Below are 17155 nucleotides of genomic sequence, written 5' to 3'. Positions count from 1 at the left end.
GTTTAAGTCAGGAAGATCGCGACATTGCTGGCATCACCGACAATTTAATTCGCGTAGCGGCAGGCCTGGAGTCTGTGGAAGACCTGAAGGCCGATCTGGGTCGGGGTCTCGCTGCGCTCTAACAGCGATTGCAAACCATGAAAACCGATGCCCTGGTTAACGCCGTAGGTTCTATTTTACTTGGAAAACAGCAGCAGGTTCGCTTGGCTATCTGCTGTCTGCTGGCCCGGGGCCACTTGCTGATTGAGGATCTTCCGGGCGTCGGGAAAACCACTCTGGCCCAGGCCTTGATGCGTGTGACAGGGTTAGACTATCAGCGCATTCAGTTTACCAGCGACCTGCTGCCGGCCGATGTACTTGGCGTGTCGATCTTTGATCGTAGGGAAGGGGGCTTTCAGTTTCACAACGGCCCCATTTTCACTCAGCTGCTGCTGGTGGATGAAATCAATCGCGCCAGCCCCAAGACCCAGAGTGCGCTGCTGGAGGCCATGGCGGAATTTCAGGTCACAGTCGAAGGGAAAACTCGACAACTGCCCCGGCCGTTTTTTGTTATTGCCACCCAGAATCCACTTTTTCAGTCGGGCACTTTCCCGTTGCCGGAATCGCAGCTTGACCGGTTTTTGATGCGAATTTCCCTTGGGTACCCGGATGCTGTATCTGAGCGGCAATTGCTGACCGGCACAGACCCTCGGCATCTGCTGGATAAACTATCCGCGGTGGTTACCCCGGATGAGCTGACAAAACTGCAGGCCAAGGTTGATACCGTTGAAGCGCGTGACAGCGTGCTCGACTATCTACAGCGGCTCGTGGCCTATACCCGAACCGACTCACACTTTGCTTACGGTCTATCAACTCGCGGCGCGCTGGCGTTGCTGCAGTGTGCCAAAGCCTGGGCGCTGTTGGCCGGTCGCGACTACGTATTACCTGAGGATGTGCAGATCGTGCTGGAGCCGGTCGCGGGCCATCGACTGCGGGAATCCCAGTCTGGCGGCGACAGTCGATCATTGATAGATCATCTGTTGGACGATGTGCCGGTTGTGGCCTGATCTTCCATGATTCGCGAGCGTATCCGGCAACGTTGGGAAAAGTGGCTGGCGGTGCGAATCAGGCCGGTCAACTCGGTGACGCTCGAGCAGAAACGGATTTTCATCTTTTTGTCGCGCACGGGGCTTGGCTATCTTGTGCTGCTGACTATTCTGTTGGCAATGGCCATCAACTATCAGAACAACCTCATTTTCGGTCTCACCTTCTGGCTCTTCAGTTTGTTGTTGGTGGTGATCTTTCACACCTACGCGAATTTTTCTGGTCTCGAACTTCAGGCTGGCGCTGCCAGCACCGCTTTTGCTGGCGATGTGGCAAAATTCACTTTGTTTTTGCGCAGCCACTCACGCGAGCGGGTTGCCATACAGGTCGGTTGGCCGGAGCAGGGTTTGCAGACCGTTTGGCTTAAGCCCGGCGAAGAACGACAGCTTGAGCTGCGGCACCCGGCGGAGGAACGTGGCCTCTATCGGCCACCGAGACTCCGTTTAGAATCCCATTTTCCACTGGCCTTGCTGCGCACCTGGAGTTGGGTTCAGTTGGACTGGAAGGCATTGGTTTACCCGAAACCCTATTGGCCCGGCGATATTCCCCCTCAAGCCGGTGACCAGGAGGGTACAGCGGTTACTGCTCAGTCCTGGGGTGACGATTTCGCGGGTTTTCATCAGTATCAGCCAGGTGATTCTCTACGCCGCGCCTATTGGCGTGCTTATGCGAAAGGGCTGCCACTGCTGATCATGGATCACGCCGAATCCATCGAGCAGGAAATCTGGCTGGATTGGAACGCCTTGCCGGCGCTGGGCATTGAGCCACGGCTCAGTGGATTGTGTGCCTGGGTATTACACTGCGAACAGGAAGACGTTCTGTACGGACTGCGATTACCGGGCACAGAGTTTCCCCCTCACAAGGGGGACCGTCACCGCGACGCCTGTTTAAAAGCGCTGGCGTTGTTTAACGGAGCAGTGCCATGAAGGCCGATTACCTCAGCAGGCACGCCTTGCTGTGGCTGTTTTTAGCGCAGGTGGTTGTGATCGTGCCGCGCCTCGATATTCTGCCGCTCTGGACCGCACTGGTATGGGGTGTCGTGGTGTGGTGGTACCTCAAGATATTTCGCGGTGACTGGCGTTTTCCCGGAAGAAAAGTCACTTGGGCGCTGGCGGCAATCGCGCTGTTGGGCATTGGTTTTGAGTACCGCACCGCGATGTCCCTGGAGCCGCAGGTAGCGCTGCTGATTACCGCCTTCATTCTGAAACTCCTCGAATTGAAGACGCTGAGAGACCACTGGTTGCTGTTGATGCTGTGCTACTTCCTGGTGGCCTGCGGTTTCATTTTCAGTACCTCCATCAGCACGGTGATTATCGCCGTGTGTCAGCTTTTGATATTGCTGATGGCGCAGCAGGCATTATTCCGACCTCAGGCTGCTGTGAAGCCCATGCTGGCCTCTACTGGCCGGGTTTTTGCGCAATCGATTCCACTGATGCTGATTCTCTTTGTGGTTTTTCCACGCTTCGGGCCGTTGTGGTCGGTGCCGCTACCGGGCGAGTCTGGCACCACCGGCGTTAGTGACTCCATGTCGCCCGGTGACGTGTCAAAACTGAGTCGATCTTCTGAGCTCGCCTTTCGCGCAAGCTTTACCGGCAATATTCCTGCCCAACCGGATCTCTACTGGCGTGGTCTGGTGCTCGACAGTTTTGACGGCAGGGAATGGACTCGCGATAGATTTGGCAGGCGTAGCGAGGAGCCTGGCACTTACACCGGGCCTGGCGTGAGTTATGAAGTCATTCTTGAACATGGCGTGCATGAATGGCTGTATGTTCTTGCTCCCGCAGAGGTTAGCAGGGAGGGTGTGAGCCAAGATACAAAGTTTCAATGGCTTACTCGTTCGGCACTGATTGGCCGCGTACGCTACGAGGCAACCAGTTACCCCGAAGCGGGGCTCAAGACTGCACTGGAAAACTATGAGCGCTTTAGAAACCTCCAGCTCCCTTCAGGTTATAACCCTCAGGCCAGAGCCCTGGCTGCAAACTGGCGTGACTTGGCACCGGCGGAGCGTGTTACTGCCGCACAGCGCTTTTTTCGCTCGGCTCCCTTCGTCTACACGCTTGAGCCGCCGGTGTTGGGTGAGCATTCGGTCGACGACTTTATTTTCGGCCAGCGCCGAGGGTTTTGTGAGCACTATGCCAGCAGTTTCGTGGTGTTAATGCGAGCTGCCGGGGTGCCAGCACGGATTGTGGTGGGCTACCAGGGCGGCGAGCGCAATGAGAGCGGCGGCTACCTGCTGGTGCACCAGTCGGACGCCCACGCCTGGGCTGAGGTCTGGCTTGAAAACAGTGGCTGGGTGCGTGTTGATCCTACCGGCTGGGTTGCCCCGGACCGCATTGAGCTCGGTGCGGATATCGCGCTAGCGGGGCAAAGCGGGTTTCTTGCCGATAGTGCGGTTTCATTGCGCCGTTTCAGCGGTTTGAAATTCGTGTACCGCTTGCGCTTGTGGCTGGATCAGGTCGAATATCAATGGGTGCGCTGGATTGTCAATTTCGATAGCGAACGCCAGTGGGATATTCTCAATAAGCTATTTGGCAGTATCGATAATCAGCGGTTGGCGTTAATCATTCTGTTTGCCTTGGCGGCACCATTAGTCATCAGTGCATTGTTGACGGTTTCCTGGCGCCGACGAAAACCTGCTGTGGCGGAGGTGCGCGCCTACCGGCGCTGCTGCGACAAACTTAAGGCGCAGGGCTTGGAACGCAGCGCAGGGGAAACCCCCGGAGATTTTGCTCGACGGGTTGCGTTAACAAAGCCGGAGCTGGCCGAGTGGATTAACGCGGTGACCGAGCAGTTTACGGCGGCGAGCTACCGGCCTGTCGGCGGGGTGGAGCATTCGGAAGCGGTTCAGAGTTTGCGCAAGCTCGCCCGACAGAACCCGCTCAATCGTCGACCCCGTAAGCCCTCATAAACACGTTCAGGCAACTTTCCAGATAGGCGGGTAACTCGCGACGGGCTTGATCTGTGGGCAGGCCGAGAACACCGCGCATATGTACATCCGATTTGATCATGAACAACAGCTGGTCGGCGGCAAATTGGACATTGTCGATGTGCAGCCTGCCACGTTTTACCTGCTCTTCTAAATATTGCGTTAACTGCTGCTTGATGGGCTCTGGTCCCGCATGCCAGAACAGCTCGGCAATCCGACTGGGTTTGTCGGCTTCGGCAATGCAGATCCGATGAATGCCGATACCGGCCTCGGACGTTACCAGATCATTGAAATGTTGAGCAAAATCATGAAGGTAGTCGCGAACTGGCCGATCGTAGTCCGGCGTATGGCTGTTGATCTCATAGTCAGCGCACTTTTTTTCAATGGCAGCTGAGAGAAGGGCTTCCTTGCTGCCGTAGTGGCTGTAAACCGTCTGCTTTGAAACGCCCGCGTGACGGGCGATCTGCGCCATGCTGACCGTGCTGAAGCCCTCATTGAGAAAGAGCGCGCCAGCGGCCTCCAGTATCTGGTTTCCCTTGTCTTCATCCTTGTTGCGACCTGGGGCTGCGCGATTGTCGAGCGTTGCGGTTTGGGACACTGCAGAAACCTTGTGCATGAATCAAAGTGAATTCACTTTAATTAAACTAGACTGGACTGTCTAGTCTAGGTTTAATAGCCTGGACTGGACAGTCCAGTATGAGTAGCTGTCGTTATTCGCTTTTTGGAGTTTCACATGATTTTGCGTGCCGTGGTTTTGGTGCTGACATTGGTAAATGCTGTGCAAGTGGTTGCGGGCGACGTCTACCGGCATCCGGTAAATATTGTTCAGGTCGCACCTCAAGACAGTTATCTGGCCAACCGCCGTTTTTCCGGTCGCGCGGTTGCTGCACAGCGCTCCGCACTGGCTTTTGAGCTCCCTGGCACGGTAAACGCTGTTCACGTTGAAAATGGCGACAAGGTCAAACAGGGTGATGTACTGGTTGAGCTGGACCGCCGCCTGTTAGAGGTGCAAGCCAACGAAGTGGCTGCCGCGCTGGCAGAGGTGCAGGCGAGTTTGGAGAAAAGTGAACGCGACCTGCGACGTCAGCAAAGTCTGCAGAGCAAAGGTTATTCAGCGCAGCAGTCGATCGATGATCTGAATGCCAATATCAAAATTCTTAGCGCCCAGCGCGAGCGTCTGCGAGCGCAGCAACAGGGCGTTGCCTTGCGGTTGGAGAAATCTGTGTTGGTGGCTCCCTTCGATGGTGAAGTCGTTGCCAAGGCAGTGGATTCGGGGGTGATCGTCAAAGAGGGGCAGCCAGCACTGGAGTTGGTGGAGACCAGCCATACTGAAGCCGTTATCGGTATCCCGGAAGTGATGAAATCCTCGGTTAGCGCTGGTCAGACTGTGACGGTTAGCGGTCTGTTTGGTACTACCGAGGCGGAAGTTGAGTCGGTTTCGGTTACGGTGAATCCCAATACGTTAACGCATTCCGTGCGCATACGTTTTCCAGCTACAACGCAAGTCGCTGACGGCAGCATCGTGTACATGCTGCTGGATCAGCGGGTAGAGGCTGAGGGCTTCTGGTTACCACTTTCTGCACTGTTGGAGGGCTATCGTGGCACCTGGGCGGTGTATACGCTCAATGATCAGAAGGTGCTGGAAAAAAGTAGCGTAACGCCGTTGTATCAGGTGGGTGAGCGAGTGTTCGTCAGTGCAGGTCTCGCGGCGGGTACACAGGTGGTAGCCAATGGCGTTCATCGTTACGCCGCTGGACAAGAGGTGGAGGTTGCCAAGCAATGAGCCGCCCATTGGAAAAATTACTGGGTAATCCGCGTATAGTCACACTGATCATTGCATTGGTGCTGGTTGCCGGTCTGGGTGCATTGCAGAATCTGCCGCGTATCGAAGATCCCTTTATGACCAATCGTCACGCGACGGTGGTTGTTCATTTTCCTGGAGCCAGTGCCGAGCGCGTCGAAGCGCTGGTGATTGAACCGCTTGAGCAGGCCTTGCGTGAAATTCCGGAGATCGAGCACCTGACGGCAACAGCCCGCTCCGGGGTAGCCTCACTGGTGATTGAACTCGAAGACGCGGTCACGGCGGAAAACACTGATGGGCTTTGGGCTGAGGCGAGAGACAAAATTCGGCAGGCGCGCAGCCAATTACCTGCCGAGGTTTCTGAGCCAGTACTCGATAATGATCGTTCCTACGCATTTACCTGGATAGCAGCTTTGTCGTGGGAAGGCGCTGGTAACAACATCGATGTGCTCAGTCGTCACGCCAGTGAGCTTGCCTCGCGCATGGTCAACACCCACGGTACCGCTCAGGTAAAAATATTTGGTCAGCCCCGCGAAGAAGTAAGGGTTGATATCGACCCGGTAAAAATTGCGTCTCTCGGACTGGACGCCAACGCGGTAAGTCAGCGTGTGGCGCAGGTTGATGCAAAAGGGGCATCAGGTGAGTTGCATAACAGCAGTCATCGCATGTCGCTGGAAGTATCGGGCGCTTTTTCTCGTGTTGAAGACGTGCGGGGCCTGCCCTTAGTCACCAGCGACGATGGTATTTCATTGCAGCTGGGCGACGTTGCTCGCGTCTATCGAGCGGAGGTAACGCCAGCAAACGACTATGCCATTATCGATGGCAAGCGTTCTGTTGTGATTGCGGTGCGTATGCTGTTTGATGTTCGAGGCGATCGCTGGACTGAAAAAATACGGCAGGTTGCGGCTGATTTTGAGCAGGGGCTGCCCCGGGAGGTAGCGCTTAAAGAACTGTTCGTTCAAGAGCGCTACAACCAATTACGGCTTGGGGACCTGCTGGAAAGCCTGGCACTGGGTTTTGTGTTGATTCTGTCGGTACTGTGGATAACCCTGGGCTGGCGGTCGGCGATTATTGTGGCCGCTGCATTACCACTGACTACGCTGTTTTCACTGGCCTGTATGAGGCTGATTGATTTGCCAATTCACCAAATGTCGGTGACGGGGCTTATCGTTGCGCTGGGTATTATGGTGGATAATGCGATAGTGGTCGCCGACACGGTGATGCGTTATCGGCGCGATGGGAAAAGCGTGGTGCAGGCGGCTGCTCTCACCTTCAGTCATCTCTGGATACCCCTGCTGGGCTCAACGCTGACCACGGTGCTTGCCTTTATGCCCTTGGTGTTGATGCCAGGTCCCGCCGGCGAATTTATTGGGGGCATCGCACTGGCCGTTATTGGCTCACTGGTAGGTTCCTGGCTGATATCACTGTTCGTGATTGCGCCTTTGGCCGGACGCTGGTTATCCAAGGGCCAGGCGCACGGACTTCAGGCGCCAGGTTTGGCCGCACTGTTTGCTCGCAGTCTCAATTGGGCTTTGAAGAAACCGCGATTGACCATGGTGGTTATTACACTGTTGCCGGTGCTTGGATTTGTGCAAGCCAGTAAGCTGCCGGAACAGTTTTTCCCGGTATCTGATCGGGATATGCTCAACGTGGAGGTATATTTGCCAGCCTCGGCTGGTATCGAAGCCACGCTGAATGCGACCCGCGAAATTTCCGGATTGATGGCGGAGTATTCGGGCATTACCGGGCTCAACTGGTTTGTGGGCAGCAGTGCGCCGTCGTTTTATTACAACCTGAAACAGGGCAAAGACGGTGCGCAAAACTACGCCCAGGCAATGATAACCACCAGTGACTATCGAGTTGCCAACCGCCTGGTGAAAGAGTTGCAACGCGAAATTGATGCGCGTTTTCCGCGTTACCAGGTGATTGTGCGTCGCCTTGAGCAGGGCCCCCCGGCCGACGCGCCAGTGGAATTAAGGCTGTTGGGTTCCGACATCGAACAGTTGAAAAAGGTTGGTGAGGACATTCGCCGTATCGCCTTGGCGACGGAGGACGTAATCCACGCGCGCAATTCTCTCGGTGAAGTTGTCCCAAAGGTCTGGCTCCAGGTGGATCCGGTGAAAGCACGCGTTGGTGGCGCTGCTCCTACCGACCTTTCAACGAAATTACGCGCTGACCTGAATGGTATTGAACGTGGCTCAATGCTTGAAGCAACAGAGCAGTTACCGGTGCGAGTTCGCGTCGCCGGCATTTCTGCGGTGGCTGTAGATGAGCTCGATCTGCTGCCGATAACCCTTGCCCGTGGCCCGCGCCCACTGATGGCGATTGCCGATACGGAGCTGCGTCCAGCGCCGGCACAAATTACTCGCCGCGACGGATTGCGTTTGAACAAGGTTCAGGTTTATCTCCGTGACGGTGTTTTGCCGTCGGTGGTATTGGCGCGGCTTAAGAAAGGGATCGAATCAGAAGGTGTAGAAATCCCGGCCGGAGTGCAGTTGCAGATTGGCGGGGATAGTGAAAACCGAGATCAAGCACTGTCGAAACTTCTGAGCAGCGTCAGCCTGATCGCGGTGTTAATGCTGGTTGCTGTTCTGATGGCCTTCAATTCCTTCCGTTTCTCACTGGTTGTTTTTATTGTGGCCGGTCAGGCAGCCGGGTTAGGGATGTTAAGTTTGTCTTTAAGTGCCTTTCCATTCGGCTTCACTTCCATCATCGCTCTGATGGGACTGATTGGTCTGGCGGTAAATGCGGCAATCATTATTCTCAGTGAGCTGAAAGTGAATGCGCGAGCAATGGCGGCCGATCGACAGGCTATCGTCAGTTCGGTGAGTGAATGTACTCGCCATATTACATCGACCACTATCACGACGGTTTTTGGTCTGTTGCCGTTGATACTTGGCGGTGGAGGCTTCTGGCCGCCGTTTGCCATTGTGCTGGCAGGTGGCACGGCTTTGGCCACCATTTTATCGCTGTATTTCGTGCCGGCGGCATTTATGGTGTTGCGAAAACCTTTTCTGCTTACTTTGCTAAAAAGAGAAAATGGTGTGCGGTCTGAAGGTCATCGCGAGGAGCGGCAGATTGTGGTCAACCAGTAGCGCTCCTTCTGCACGGTGGTGTATCAGCCCGGCGGATGCTGTTCTAGAAAGGCTCGGTACTGATCCAGGTCTTTGCGAACCATGCTCCAGCACAGGGCGAGCACACTGGCGTCGTCGACCAGCCCGAACATGGGTATCATGTCTGGCAACATATCCAGCGGGTTTAATACATAGAGCAGGGCGGCGACGATGGCGGCTATACTGCGCCATGGAATTTCCCGGTAGCGGCGGCTGCTGTAATCTCCCAATAACTGGTAGGCGAGATTGACGTCCTCGATAAAGGGTTGCAGTCGTTTGTTGTCACGGACCATTTGTTCAAGCTTTGGCCAGCGCGATAGCAGGCGGGTTACGTCAGCTTGCTTAACATTGGCGGCATCCCTTTCCAGTCGGTTATTAGCACTCATTGCTACAGCGTCACAGTTATCGCTTTGCTGGCATTGCTGGCCTTGTCCCGGGCAGCGCTAATACTGGTGTCACGCGCCAGCGCCACGCCCATCCGGCGCTTGCCAGAAACTTCCGGTTTGCCGAACAGTCGCAGGTCGGTGTCGGGTTCCGACAAGGCTTTGTCGAGTCCGGAAAACTTCACAGTCGAAGACTGACCGCTGACCAGCAGTACCGCCGACGCGGAGGGTCCATATTGTCTGATGGCGGGAATTGGCAGGCCGAGTATCGCTCGGGCGTGTAAGGCAAATTCAGAGAGGTTTTGCGAAATCAGAGTGACTAGCCCGGTGTCGTGTGGGCGTGGTGACACCTCACTGAAATAGACTTCGTCGCCGCTGATGAATAGCTCAACACCAAAGATGCCCCAGCCGCCGAGCGCTTCGGTGACGCGCGCTGCGATTTGCCGGCTTTTCTCAAGTGCCACGCCAGACATCGGCTGGGGCTGCCAAGATTCCTGGTAGTCACCGTCTTCCTGCCGATGGCCGATAGGGTCGCAAAAACTGACACCGTCGCGATGGCGCACGGTGAGTAGTGTGATTTCGTAATCGAATTCTACAAAACCTTCTACAATGACCCGGCCAGCACCAGCGCGTCCACCTTCCTGGGCGTATTGCCACGCTGCATCGATATCAGCCTCACTGCGGACCAGGCTCTGACCTTTGCCAGAGGAGCTCATAATGGGTTTGATGACGCACGGCAAACCAATTTCACTCACCGCCTGGCGGTAATCTGAGAGCGTGTCGGCAAACCGAAAGGGCGAGGTTGGAATGCGCAGCTGTTCGGCGGCCAGGCGGCGGATACCTTCGCGGTTCATGGTCAATTGAGCCGCCTTGGCGGTGGGCACCACCGTGAAACCTTCTTCTTCGAGCGCGACCAGTCGCTCCGTAGCGATCGCTTCGATTTCCGGTACGATCAGGTGGGGTTGTTCCTTACGGACAATCGCTTCGAGAGCTTCACCGTCCAACATGGAAAGGGTGTATGAGCGGTCGGCTACCTGCATTGCCGGGGCGTTGTCGTAGCGATCGGCGGCTATGACTTCGACACCAAAACGTTGCAGTTCGATTGCCACCTCTTTTCCGAGTTCGCCGGAACCGAGTAGAAGAACGCGTTTTGCCGTTTTGGAAAAGGGCGTGCCAATCGATGTCATATCTATTCCTTGGTTTTTGCCGTGGGTAGCCAGCCCTGTGCTCAGTGATTGATGGCTATGCGCAATCCTTGCAACAGCGCATTTCGCAGTTGTCGTGGATCTACAATCTCGTCAAAGGCCATGGTATCGGCTGTACTCCATGACGCGCTGGATTCCAGCGCCTGCATTTTCGCCGCCGTTTCCGGGTCCATGCCAGCGGCTGTGTCGCCGCCGCGAGTGGGCATGCCCCCGAGCATCACGCCCGGTAACGCCAAACTGATGGTTTGCCCGTCAAACGGGTTCATGGCCATCAGTGAGCTGCCAAAGCCAAATGCTTTTCTCAGGGTAACGTGCAGTTTCGCCGGGCGAAAACGGGTCTGGGCGCGATACATCTCTGCCGCTGCGCGCAGTGTGCCAGCCTGTTCAGCCTGACTGCCCGACATGATACCGGGATTATCAGCGAGGAAAAGAGCCGGGAGATTAAAGCGATCAGCGAGCTTGATAAGGTGGGTCGCCTTGTTAGCGGCCTCGGCCGTAATTGTACCGGCCATCACACTGGGTTGATTGGCTATCACTGCTATTGCATGGCCGCCGAGTCGACCCACACCAGTGATCATTGAGCGGCCGTAGTCGGGCTGTAGTTCAAAGAAACTGTCGCGATCCAGCAGTTCGCCGATCACCTTGCGGATGTCGTACGGAATTTGTGTATTGCGCGGCAGTGTGTGGAGAATATCGTTAAGTTCGCGCGCCCCAATATCGGTCGTAGTTTTTGGCGCGGCGCTGTGAGCGTTGGCGGGTAGGTAACTCAATAACCGGCGAATCTGCACGCACAAGTCGGCCTCGTCGGTAGCCAGATTATGCGCCACACCACTGTGACGGGTATGCATCTGCGCGCCACCGAGAGCTTCCTTGGTAACTTTCTCACCGGTGGCTGCCTCCACCAGCGGTGGTCCTGCGGCAAACAGCGTGGCATCAGCCGTCATCACAACAAGGTCCATCAGCAGGCCGCTGATGGCACTGTGACCTGCACTGGAGCCGACAACCCCGGCGATGGTGGGCGCAATGTCGTTGAGCCGGGCAATTTCGATCATGTCGTTGGGCGCATAGGGGTGCCGTTCGAGAGCATTGGTTGCTCTGGCGCCTGCGCCATCGAGTAAAAGCACGTAGGGAATCTTTTCTTGGGCTGCCAGCCGCGCATAGCGAACGCGTTTGGCATTGGCGCCGTGGCCAATGGAGCCGCCCTTTACAGTAAAGTCTTCGCAAGCCACGACAACTGGGCGGCCATCGATCGTTGCGGTTCCACCAATAATACCGTCACAGGGCAGGGTATCTTCACCGTGGTAACTGACGCCGCCAACAAGCGTCCCCAGCTCCATAAAACTGGCGTCATCGACCAGCAGGGCAATTATCTCACGGGCATTCAGCTTGCCCTGGCTCTGTCGCTTAGCGAGTTTCTCCGGGCCACCCATACGGCGGCCGGCCTGTTGGCGCTGCTCAAATTCCTCAAGCAGCGCTTTCCAGTCGTCGGGGATCTCAGCCATGCTGTGCGAGGTAGTCTTGCTGCAGCTGTTTTTTGAGTATTTTGCCCGTAGCGTTGCGTGGCATTTCTTGGTCACGAACCCAGACGTAGCTCGGTACCTTGAAACCCGCCAGGCGAGATTTCACATGAGCTTGTACGGCAGCAGCATCCACGCTTGCGCCCGAGTTTGGGGTAATGGCAACGGCCAGTTCTTCACCCAGCGTATCGTGGGGAATGCCGAACGCGGCAACTTCGTGCACTTCGGGCATTTCCAGTACGCAGCCTTCTACTTCGGCTGAGGCGATGTTTTCGCCGCCGCGGATCACCATGTCCTTAGCGCGGTCGACAATGAAGACAAAGTTTTCTTCATCGATAAAACCGATATCGCCAGTGGCAATCCAGCCATCGTGAAAAGTCTCCGCGCTGGCTTCGGGCTTTTTCCAGTATTCGCTGACATTGGTGGGCGATTTGATCCAGACCTCCCCGGTTTCACCTCGCGGTAATTCGCGCCCCTGTTCGTCCACCGTCTTGAATTGCACTATGGGCGACAGGGTGCCGGCGCTGCGCGGTTTGTATTGAAACGCTTCGCCGGTGCAATTGGAGCAGGTGGCGTTGGACTCCGTCATGCCATAGCCGGACCCGGCGTAAGGGTGCTCGATTTTTTCGTTCAACAGGCGGTTGAATTTGGGCGGGCACGCGGTGCCGCCACCGCCTATGGAGATCAGGCTGGAGGTGTCGGTGCTATCGAACTCTGGGTGTTCAAGCACGTCTATCACCATCGAAGGCACGGCACTTATAATGGTGATGCGTTCCTGTTCTATCAATTTCAGGGCTTGGCCCGGATCCCATTTGTACATCATGACAATACGGCGACCACCGCGCAGAGACAGCAGGAATAGGGCGTGACAACCAGAAACGTGAAACAGCGGAACCGCCAGCAGGGAGGTTGGAGCAAATCCGCAACTCATCATGATTTCAACCGCTTTGGGGTTGGCCATGGCGGAACAGGCAGCGTGAAATTCGAAGTTGATCAGCGCCTGAACGATATTTCGGTGACTGCTTAAAGCACCTTTGGGTTTGCCGGTGGTACCAGAGGTATACATGATCATCACCGGGTCATCGGCATCACAGGCAAAGGTTGGCGCGGTTTTGCCCAGCCCGTCCTCGATGAAATCAGCATAATGCTCGGCATTATCCCCGAGGGTGTCCTGGGTGCGCGTAACAACGGCTTTTACGCCGATGTCAGGCAGAAGGTCAGCAATAAAGCGATAGCGCTGCTCGTCGCAGAACACCACACTGGCGCCAGAGTCTACCAGGCCATATTCCAGCTCAGCGCGCTGTCCCCAGGAATTGAGCGGCACCACGATGGCGCCCAGAGAGACAATGGCGGTAAAGGCAATCATCCACTCCGGGTAATTGCGCATCGCGATGGCGATACGGTCGCCTTTTTGAATGCCGTAACGCTCTACCAGTTGATGGGTCAACGCGTCAACCTGACGAAAATAGTCACTGAAGGTTAGCTGTTCGCCCTCATAGACAATAAACACCGCGTCACCATGGGCGCGGCCGACGTCCAGCATTTCCTTGACGGTGGTCGGACAGTTTTTGTAAACGGTGAAGGGTATGCCGTTTATAGTCTGTTCACCGAGCTCAAAGGGCGAGCCAGGCTGCATGAGTTGTTTGGCGGATTCGTTTAAGCGGTTGACGATATCGGTCATGAACAATTCCTGAGCAAAGCTGGTGTTGTACGTTTTGATTAATCGCCCATGATAAGGCGGCCGATACAGGCGGGTCTATGCACGCGCCGGGAAAGTCGGCCTGGGTACCCCGAATGGCGTACCCTGAACCGGAAAGCTAGGCGCGGTGCCTGTCAATTAAGCGATTTCTGTTTATTCTGTAGTGCTCGGTTCTGGCTTAGCGAGGGGTATTTTAGGAGTTCGCTTACCTGCTGCCGCTGCTCGCCGACAGGGCTATTTTCCATAATGACCAGTAACTCGGCGATCAGAGCGTCTATTGCCTGTACCACATCCGGGTTACGTGGATGCAACGCATACGCTTTGTCCAGATAAAACAGCGCGCCGTTGATATCGCCAAAGCCCAGCGCCTGCTTGCCCTCATTGAGATTCTCAATAACGGCCTCCTGGGTCTCGGCCGGGAGTTCATCAAAGGGTATGTCTGGCCCGGCTTCAGGTTGAAATAAAACCAGGTAAGCACCAAAGGCGATGATGACAACCGCAAGGGCGCTCGCCAGTTGCTTGACGCGGCGACCACTGCCGGAAAATTGTTTGCGGAACTCTTCTGCATTCTGCCAGCGATCCTCGCGGCGAAATTCCAGTGCCCTGGCTATGGCTTTCCATTGGTAGCCGGGAAGGCCTTTGATTCGCTGGGGCTTCATGCCCTGAGACTGCGCGCGCGGCGCGCTTTTCCGGTCAAAGGGATGTTGACCTGTCAGCATTTCATAGGCGATCAGGCCCAGCGCGTAGACATCGTCTGCAGGGTGGGGCGGCTGGCGCTCAAACATTTCGTAACTGGCGTAGCTGGGGGTCAGCCCTGATATTTCGTCGGGGTCTGCTGCGGTTTTCTCGCCTTCTATCGCTGAATAGGCGCGGGCAATCCCGAAATCCAGCACCTTAAGCACGTTGTCTGCTGTGATGAAGATATTGGCGGGTTTTAGATCCGAATGCACGATACCCTTCTTGTGGGCGTATCCGATAGCGCTAGCCAGATCCTGTATGTAACCAACGGTTGTAGCCCAGGCGGCTTTGTCGGGATGATTGCCGATGTAACCGTCCAGCGTATTGCCGCTGAGCGATTCCATCGTCATAAAGAAAATAGACCCGTCCCGATCGAAGTCGTAAACGGTGATGATATTGGGGTGAGCGAGGGTCTGGGATTTGTCCGTTTCTCGCTGCAGGGCAACAAATGCACGGGAATCTCTCGCGAAATCACCAGTGATAACTTTGATGGCGACCGTGGGATCGCTGTTTCCGGTCTCGACCCTGCGCAAGTCAGTGGCCCGGAATACCGCTCCCATGCCGCCTTCGCCTAACTTCTCGCCCAGTTCAAACCGATCTTTTAGTGAATAGCCCGGTTGGAGCTGGGTAATGCCACCCTCACTGGCGCCGTCTTGCTGGCCGGTGTGCGCCAGTGTGTTGTCCTTTTCAGTGGAAACAACTTCCGTCGTGTCGATGACCTCGCTGGCATCAGACACTTGCGTCGAGTCGTTGGGCTGCTGGTTGCTGATCTGAGTTTTATCGTCGTTCATAGGATGCGGGTATTCCCCTGCAGTAAGTGGTCAGGGCAGCTCATAGCGAATCCCCAGATTAATGCTTTCGCGGTCGAAGAGCTCGTTGTCGGCGTAAACAGCGTAGCTGAAAAATGCTGAGGCGCCGCGTCGAAATTGGGCCACAAGGCTCAGTTCGATATCTTTATAGTTCTTAACCGGAGCTTCTGTTATCTGTACCTGAGCCTGCCCGGCGGCAGACGTTTCGATCGATTGGGCGCCAATATATTCGTGGATATAGGCAAAGGTGGCTGTGGGTATCAACACACCCCAGTCCGTGGGAGTCGCATAACTGACACTGATACTTGCCGAGGCGTTAAGTGATTCAAACGTTTGTGTATTGAAGGTGGTGGGTGTGGCTGTTCCCGCAGCGGTTTCCGTATAGCGATTTATCTTGCCTCGTGTGTGTGATAAGCGAACTGCGGGTGACACCGATAAGGCCTGCATGTGATGGTTGATGCCAAGCGAAAGGTCTGCGGTGTGAAAATTGCCGTCGGTACTGCCATGCAGCCGGTTGCCCGAAGCCCCACGTTCCGATTCAATGTCGAGCTCGCCGTAGCCAATAAAGGCGTCGAGATAGATCCCCCCCCAATACTGAGAGGCATACGCACCCAGCAGATAGCTTTCGGTCGCGGATTCGCCGAGATTGGCCTGAAGGTCGGTGTCGCCATCACTGTATGAGGCCACGCCACCTAGGATGCGGTCAGCGTTTAGCCTGTAATCAGCGCCAATAAGCAGCGACTTTTCTGTTTGCTCAAAAGCGACGCCTTTGCTTGTCTCGCGTTTGTCGGTCTCGGCACCATTGATAATAATAAAGGGCGACAGCCTTCCGCTGTCGGTAATCGAATCGGCGCTGGCGCCGCCGCCTTTTTCTCTTCTGTTGCCTTGGTTGCTATTTGATTTTTGACCAGAAGGGCTACCGCTTGGTCTTGATTGACTGCGCAATGCGCGCCCCATAGTTCCGACCGCTGTGCTGACAGATTTGCTGCTGGTAACGGCCGAGCCCTTTACGGACTCGAAACTGGATACTTCTTCCTCCTTTTTGCAGTCGTTTTTGCAGGCCGGTGCATCAGAGGTGTTTGATGGTTGGGAAGGGGGCGGCACATTGTGACCATCTCCGTTGGAGCCCGTTGCGCCGGTTTGTGCCTGAGCCAGGCTGATGCACAACAGGCAACTGACGAGCCCGAACAGGTAGCGTCCGTGTTTTTTCATGGTTCTATTCCTGGCTGCCAACGGCAGCTGCCTTAGGTACGTGGTGCTGGGACACGATAGATTGTCTCACCCAATGCTTGTCGGACGCCGATGTTGTCTGCGGAAAGTATTTGTCTTCTGCCAGCAGGGTTTTAAGCAGATCGGGCCAGTGTTCAAGCCAACAACAGCGATGGTTGTAGGATCCAAAAACCTGAAATTCACCGCCGTGACTTTTTGCGAAAGACTTAATCTGCTCTTTGGGTATTACCCGGTCGTGTTCGGCAGCAAGGTGCACATGGCGCACACCCTTGAGCGAAACAGTTTTTGCCGGGTTAAGGGATTCGTGTAATGGTAGATAGCCGTGATGGCTAGTCCAGCGGTCAATATCGAGATTGCCGGCGACCGTAATAAGTACGAGGTCGCCGTCCAGCCGTTCAGTCAGTAGTGTGGCCAGGGTTGCGCCGCCGCTGTATCCAATAAGCACGAGACGCTGACCCTGAAGACGCAACCGTTCAATGACGGCAAGCATACTGTTAACAACGGCCTCGTTATAACGGGCAGAGGTCCAATAACGCGGTTCACAAAGCTTGGTGGTAATCTGGTCAAAGTAGCAAGGGCGACCAATATAGACGCTGTTATAGGGCGATTTTGCCATCAACCGCAGGGCGAGAGGGTTCCTTGGTGTGGGGT

Annotated in this window: 13 protein-coding genes and 2 pseudogenes; 6 read left to right on the top strand and 9 right to left on the bottom strand. The window is 55.6% G+C overall.

Annotated elements, in window-relative coordinates; all coding sequences use genetic code 11:
* The 4 genes from ABYP39_RS10725 to ABYP39_RS10710 form a co-directional block, all read left to right on the top strand.
* Positions 1 to 122 (top strand): PLP-dependent transferase (locus tag ABYP39_RS10725; RefSeq protein WP_372782493.1); only part of this gene is annotated, 122 nt, incomplete at its 5' end.
* 15 nt (positions 123 to 137) lie between these two features.
* Positions 138 to 1046, top strand: a complete 909-nt coding sequence (locus ABYP39_RS10720; protein WP_372782491.1) for an AAA family ATPase — start codon at positions 138 to 140, stop codon at positions 1044 to 1046.
* Positions 1047 to 1052: 6 nt separating this feature from the next.
* Positions 1053 to 2009 carry a DUF58 domain-containing protein gene (locus ABYP39_RS10715; protein WP_372748700.1) on the top strand — a complete coding sequence of 319 codons (957 nt, stop codon included), beginning with the start codon at positions 1053 to 1055 and terminating at the stop codon, positions 2007 to 2009.
* Entirely contained in the window at positions 2006 to 3991 is a 1986-nt protein-coding gene (locus ABYP39_RS10710) for a DUF3488 and DUF4129 domain-containing transglutaminase family protein (protein ID WP_372782489.1), read from the top strand. Before ABYP39_RS10715 ends, ABYP39_RS10710 begins: the two co-directional genes overlap by 4 nt.
* Here the strand turns inward: ABYP39_RS10710 and ABYP39_RS10705 are convergent.
* Complete coding sequence (locus ABYP39_RS10705) at positions 3963 to 4607, bottom strand: TetR/AcrR family transcriptional regulator (protein ID WP_372765389.1); 645 nt, start codon at positions 4605 to 4607, stop codon at positions 3963 to 3965. The two genes, ABYP39_RS10710 and ABYP39_RS10705, sit on opposite strands and share 29 nt — an antisense overlap.
* A 135-nt stretch (positions 4608 to 4742) precedes the next feature.
* On the opposite strand from ABYP39_RS10705, the gene ABYP39_RS10700 reads away from it, so the two are divergent.
* A complete protein-coding gene (locus ABYP39_RS10700; RefSeq protein ID WP_372782487.1) occupies positions 4743 to 5792 on the top strand; it encodes an efflux RND transporter periplasmic adaptor subunit in 1050 nt (349 codons plus the stop codon).
* Positions 5789 to 8905, top strand: coding sequence for an efflux RND transporter permease subunit (locus tag ABYP39_RS10695; RefSeq protein WP_372782485.1), 3117 nt, complete (start codon positions 5789 to 5791; stop codon positions 8903 to 8905). The genes ABYP39_RS10700 and ABYP39_RS10695 overlap by 4 nt, the downstream gene beginning before the upstream one ends.
* A 23-nt stretch (positions 8906 to 8928) precedes the next feature.
* Here ABYP39_RS10695 and ABYP39_RS10690 read toward each other — a convergent pair whose 3' ends face one another.
* The 8 genes and pseudogenes from ABYP39_RS10690 to ABYP39_RS10655 all read right to left on the bottom strand — a co-directional run.
* Positions 8929 to 9309, bottom strand: a complete 381-nt coding sequence (locus ABYP39_RS10690; RefSeq protein WP_372749703.1) for a YkvA family protein — start codon at positions 9307 to 9309, stop codon at positions 8929 to 8931.
* A gap of 2 nt (positions 9310 to 9311) precedes the next feature.
* Complete coding sequence (purT, locus tag ABYP39_RS10685) at positions 9312 to 10493, bottom strand: formate-dependent phosphoribosylglycinamide formyltransferase (protein ID WP_372782483.1); 1182 nt, start codon at positions 10491 to 10493, stop codon at positions 9312 to 9314.
* Between the two features lie 41 nt (positions 10494 to 10534).
* A complete protein-coding gene (locus ABYP39_RS10680; protein ID WP_372764071.1) occupies positions 10535 to 12013 on the bottom strand; it encodes an acyl-CoA carboxylase subunit beta in 1479 nt (492 codons plus the stop codon).
* Entirely contained in the window at positions 12006 to 12260 is a 255-nt protein-coding gene (locus ABYP39_RS10675) for a hypothetical protein (RefSeq protein WP_372758291.1), read from the bottom strand. The genes ABYP39_RS10680 and ABYP39_RS10675 overlap by 8 nt, the downstream gene beginning before the upstream one ends.
* A gap of 183 nt (positions 12261 to 12443) precedes the next feature.
* Positions 12444 to 13571: pseudogene (locus ABYP39_RS10670) on the bottom strand (class I adenylate-forming enzyme family protein); the annotation flags it as partial.
* Between the two features lie 290 nt (positions 13572 to 13861).
* The gene (locus ABYP39_RS10665) at positions 13862 to 15256 is read right to left on the bottom strand and encodes a serine/threonine protein kinase (protein WP_372782481.1); all 1395 of its coding nucleotides are present in this window, start codon (positions 15254 to 15256) and stop codon (positions 13862 to 13864) included.
* A 30-nt stretch (positions 15257 to 15286) separates the two neighbouring features.
* Complete coding sequence (locus ABYP39_RS10660) at positions 15287 to 16486, bottom strand: autotransporter outer membrane beta-barrel domain-containing protein (RefSeq protein ID WP_372782479.1); 1200 nt, start codon at positions 16484 to 16486, stop codon at positions 15287 to 15289.
* 4 nt (positions 16487 to 16490) lie between these two features.
* Positions 16491 to 17155: pseudogene (locus tag ABYP39_RS10655) on the bottom strand (hypothetical protein); the annotation flags it as partial.

The sequence above is a fragment of the Litorivivens sp. genome (assembly GCF_041625495.1).
Taxonomy (GTDB): domain Bacteria; phylum Pseudomonadota; class Gammaproteobacteria; order Pseudomonadales; family Spongiibacteraceae; genus Litorivivens.
This window is presented reverse-complemented; position numbering and strand designations above follow the sequence as displayed.

What these genes read in the sequence shown, in the direction of transcription:
- ABYP39_RS10720 (WP_372782491.1), top strand. Translation starts at nt 138, where the DNA reads ATGAAAACCGATGCCCTGGTTAACGCCGTAGGTTCTATTTTACTTGGA.
- ABYP39_RS10715 (WP_372748700.1), top strand. Translation starts at nt 1,053, where the DNA reads ATGATTCGCGAGCGTATCCGGCAACGTTGGGAAAAGTGGCTGGCGGTG.
- ABYP39_RS10710 (WP_372782489.1), top strand. Translation starts at nt 2,006, where the DNA reads ATGAAGGCCGATTACCTCAGCAGGCACGCCTTGCTGTGGCTGTTTTTA.
- ABYP39_RS10700 (WP_372782487.1), top strand. Translation starts at nt 4,743, where the DNA reads ATGATTTTGCGTGCCGTGGTTTTGGTGCTGACATTGGTAAATGCTGTG.
- ABYP39_RS10695 (WP_372782485.1), top strand. Translation starts at nt 5,789, where the DNA reads ATGAGCCGCCCATTGGAAAAATTACTGGGTAATCCGCGTATAGTCACA.
- ABYP39_RS10690 (WP_372749703.1), bottom strand. Translation starts at nt 9,309, where the DNA reads ATGAGTGCTAATAACCGACTGGAAAGGGATGCCGCCAATGTTAAGCAA.
- purT (WP_372782483.1), bottom strand. Translation starts at nt 10,493, where the DNA reads ATGACATCGATTGGCACGCCCTTTTCCAAAACGGCAAAACGCGTTCTT.
- ABYP39_RS10680 (WP_372764071.1), bottom strand. Translation starts at nt 12,013, where the DNA reads ATGGCTGAGATCCCCGACGACTGGAAAGCGCTGCTTGAGGAATTTGAG.
- ABYP39_RS10675 (WP_372758291.1), bottom strand. Translation starts at nt 12,260, where the DNA reads ATGCCCGAAGTGCACGAAGTTGCCGCGTTCGGCATTCCCCACGATACG.
- ABYP39_RS10665 (WP_372782481.1), bottom strand. Translation starts at nt 15,256, where the DNA reads ATGAACGACGATAAAACTCAGATCAGCAACCAGCAGCCCAACGACTCG.
- ABYP39_RS10660 (WP_372782479.1), bottom strand. Translation starts at nt 16,486, where the DNA reads ATGAAAAAACACGGACGCTACCTGTTCGGGCTCGTCAGTTGCCTGTTG.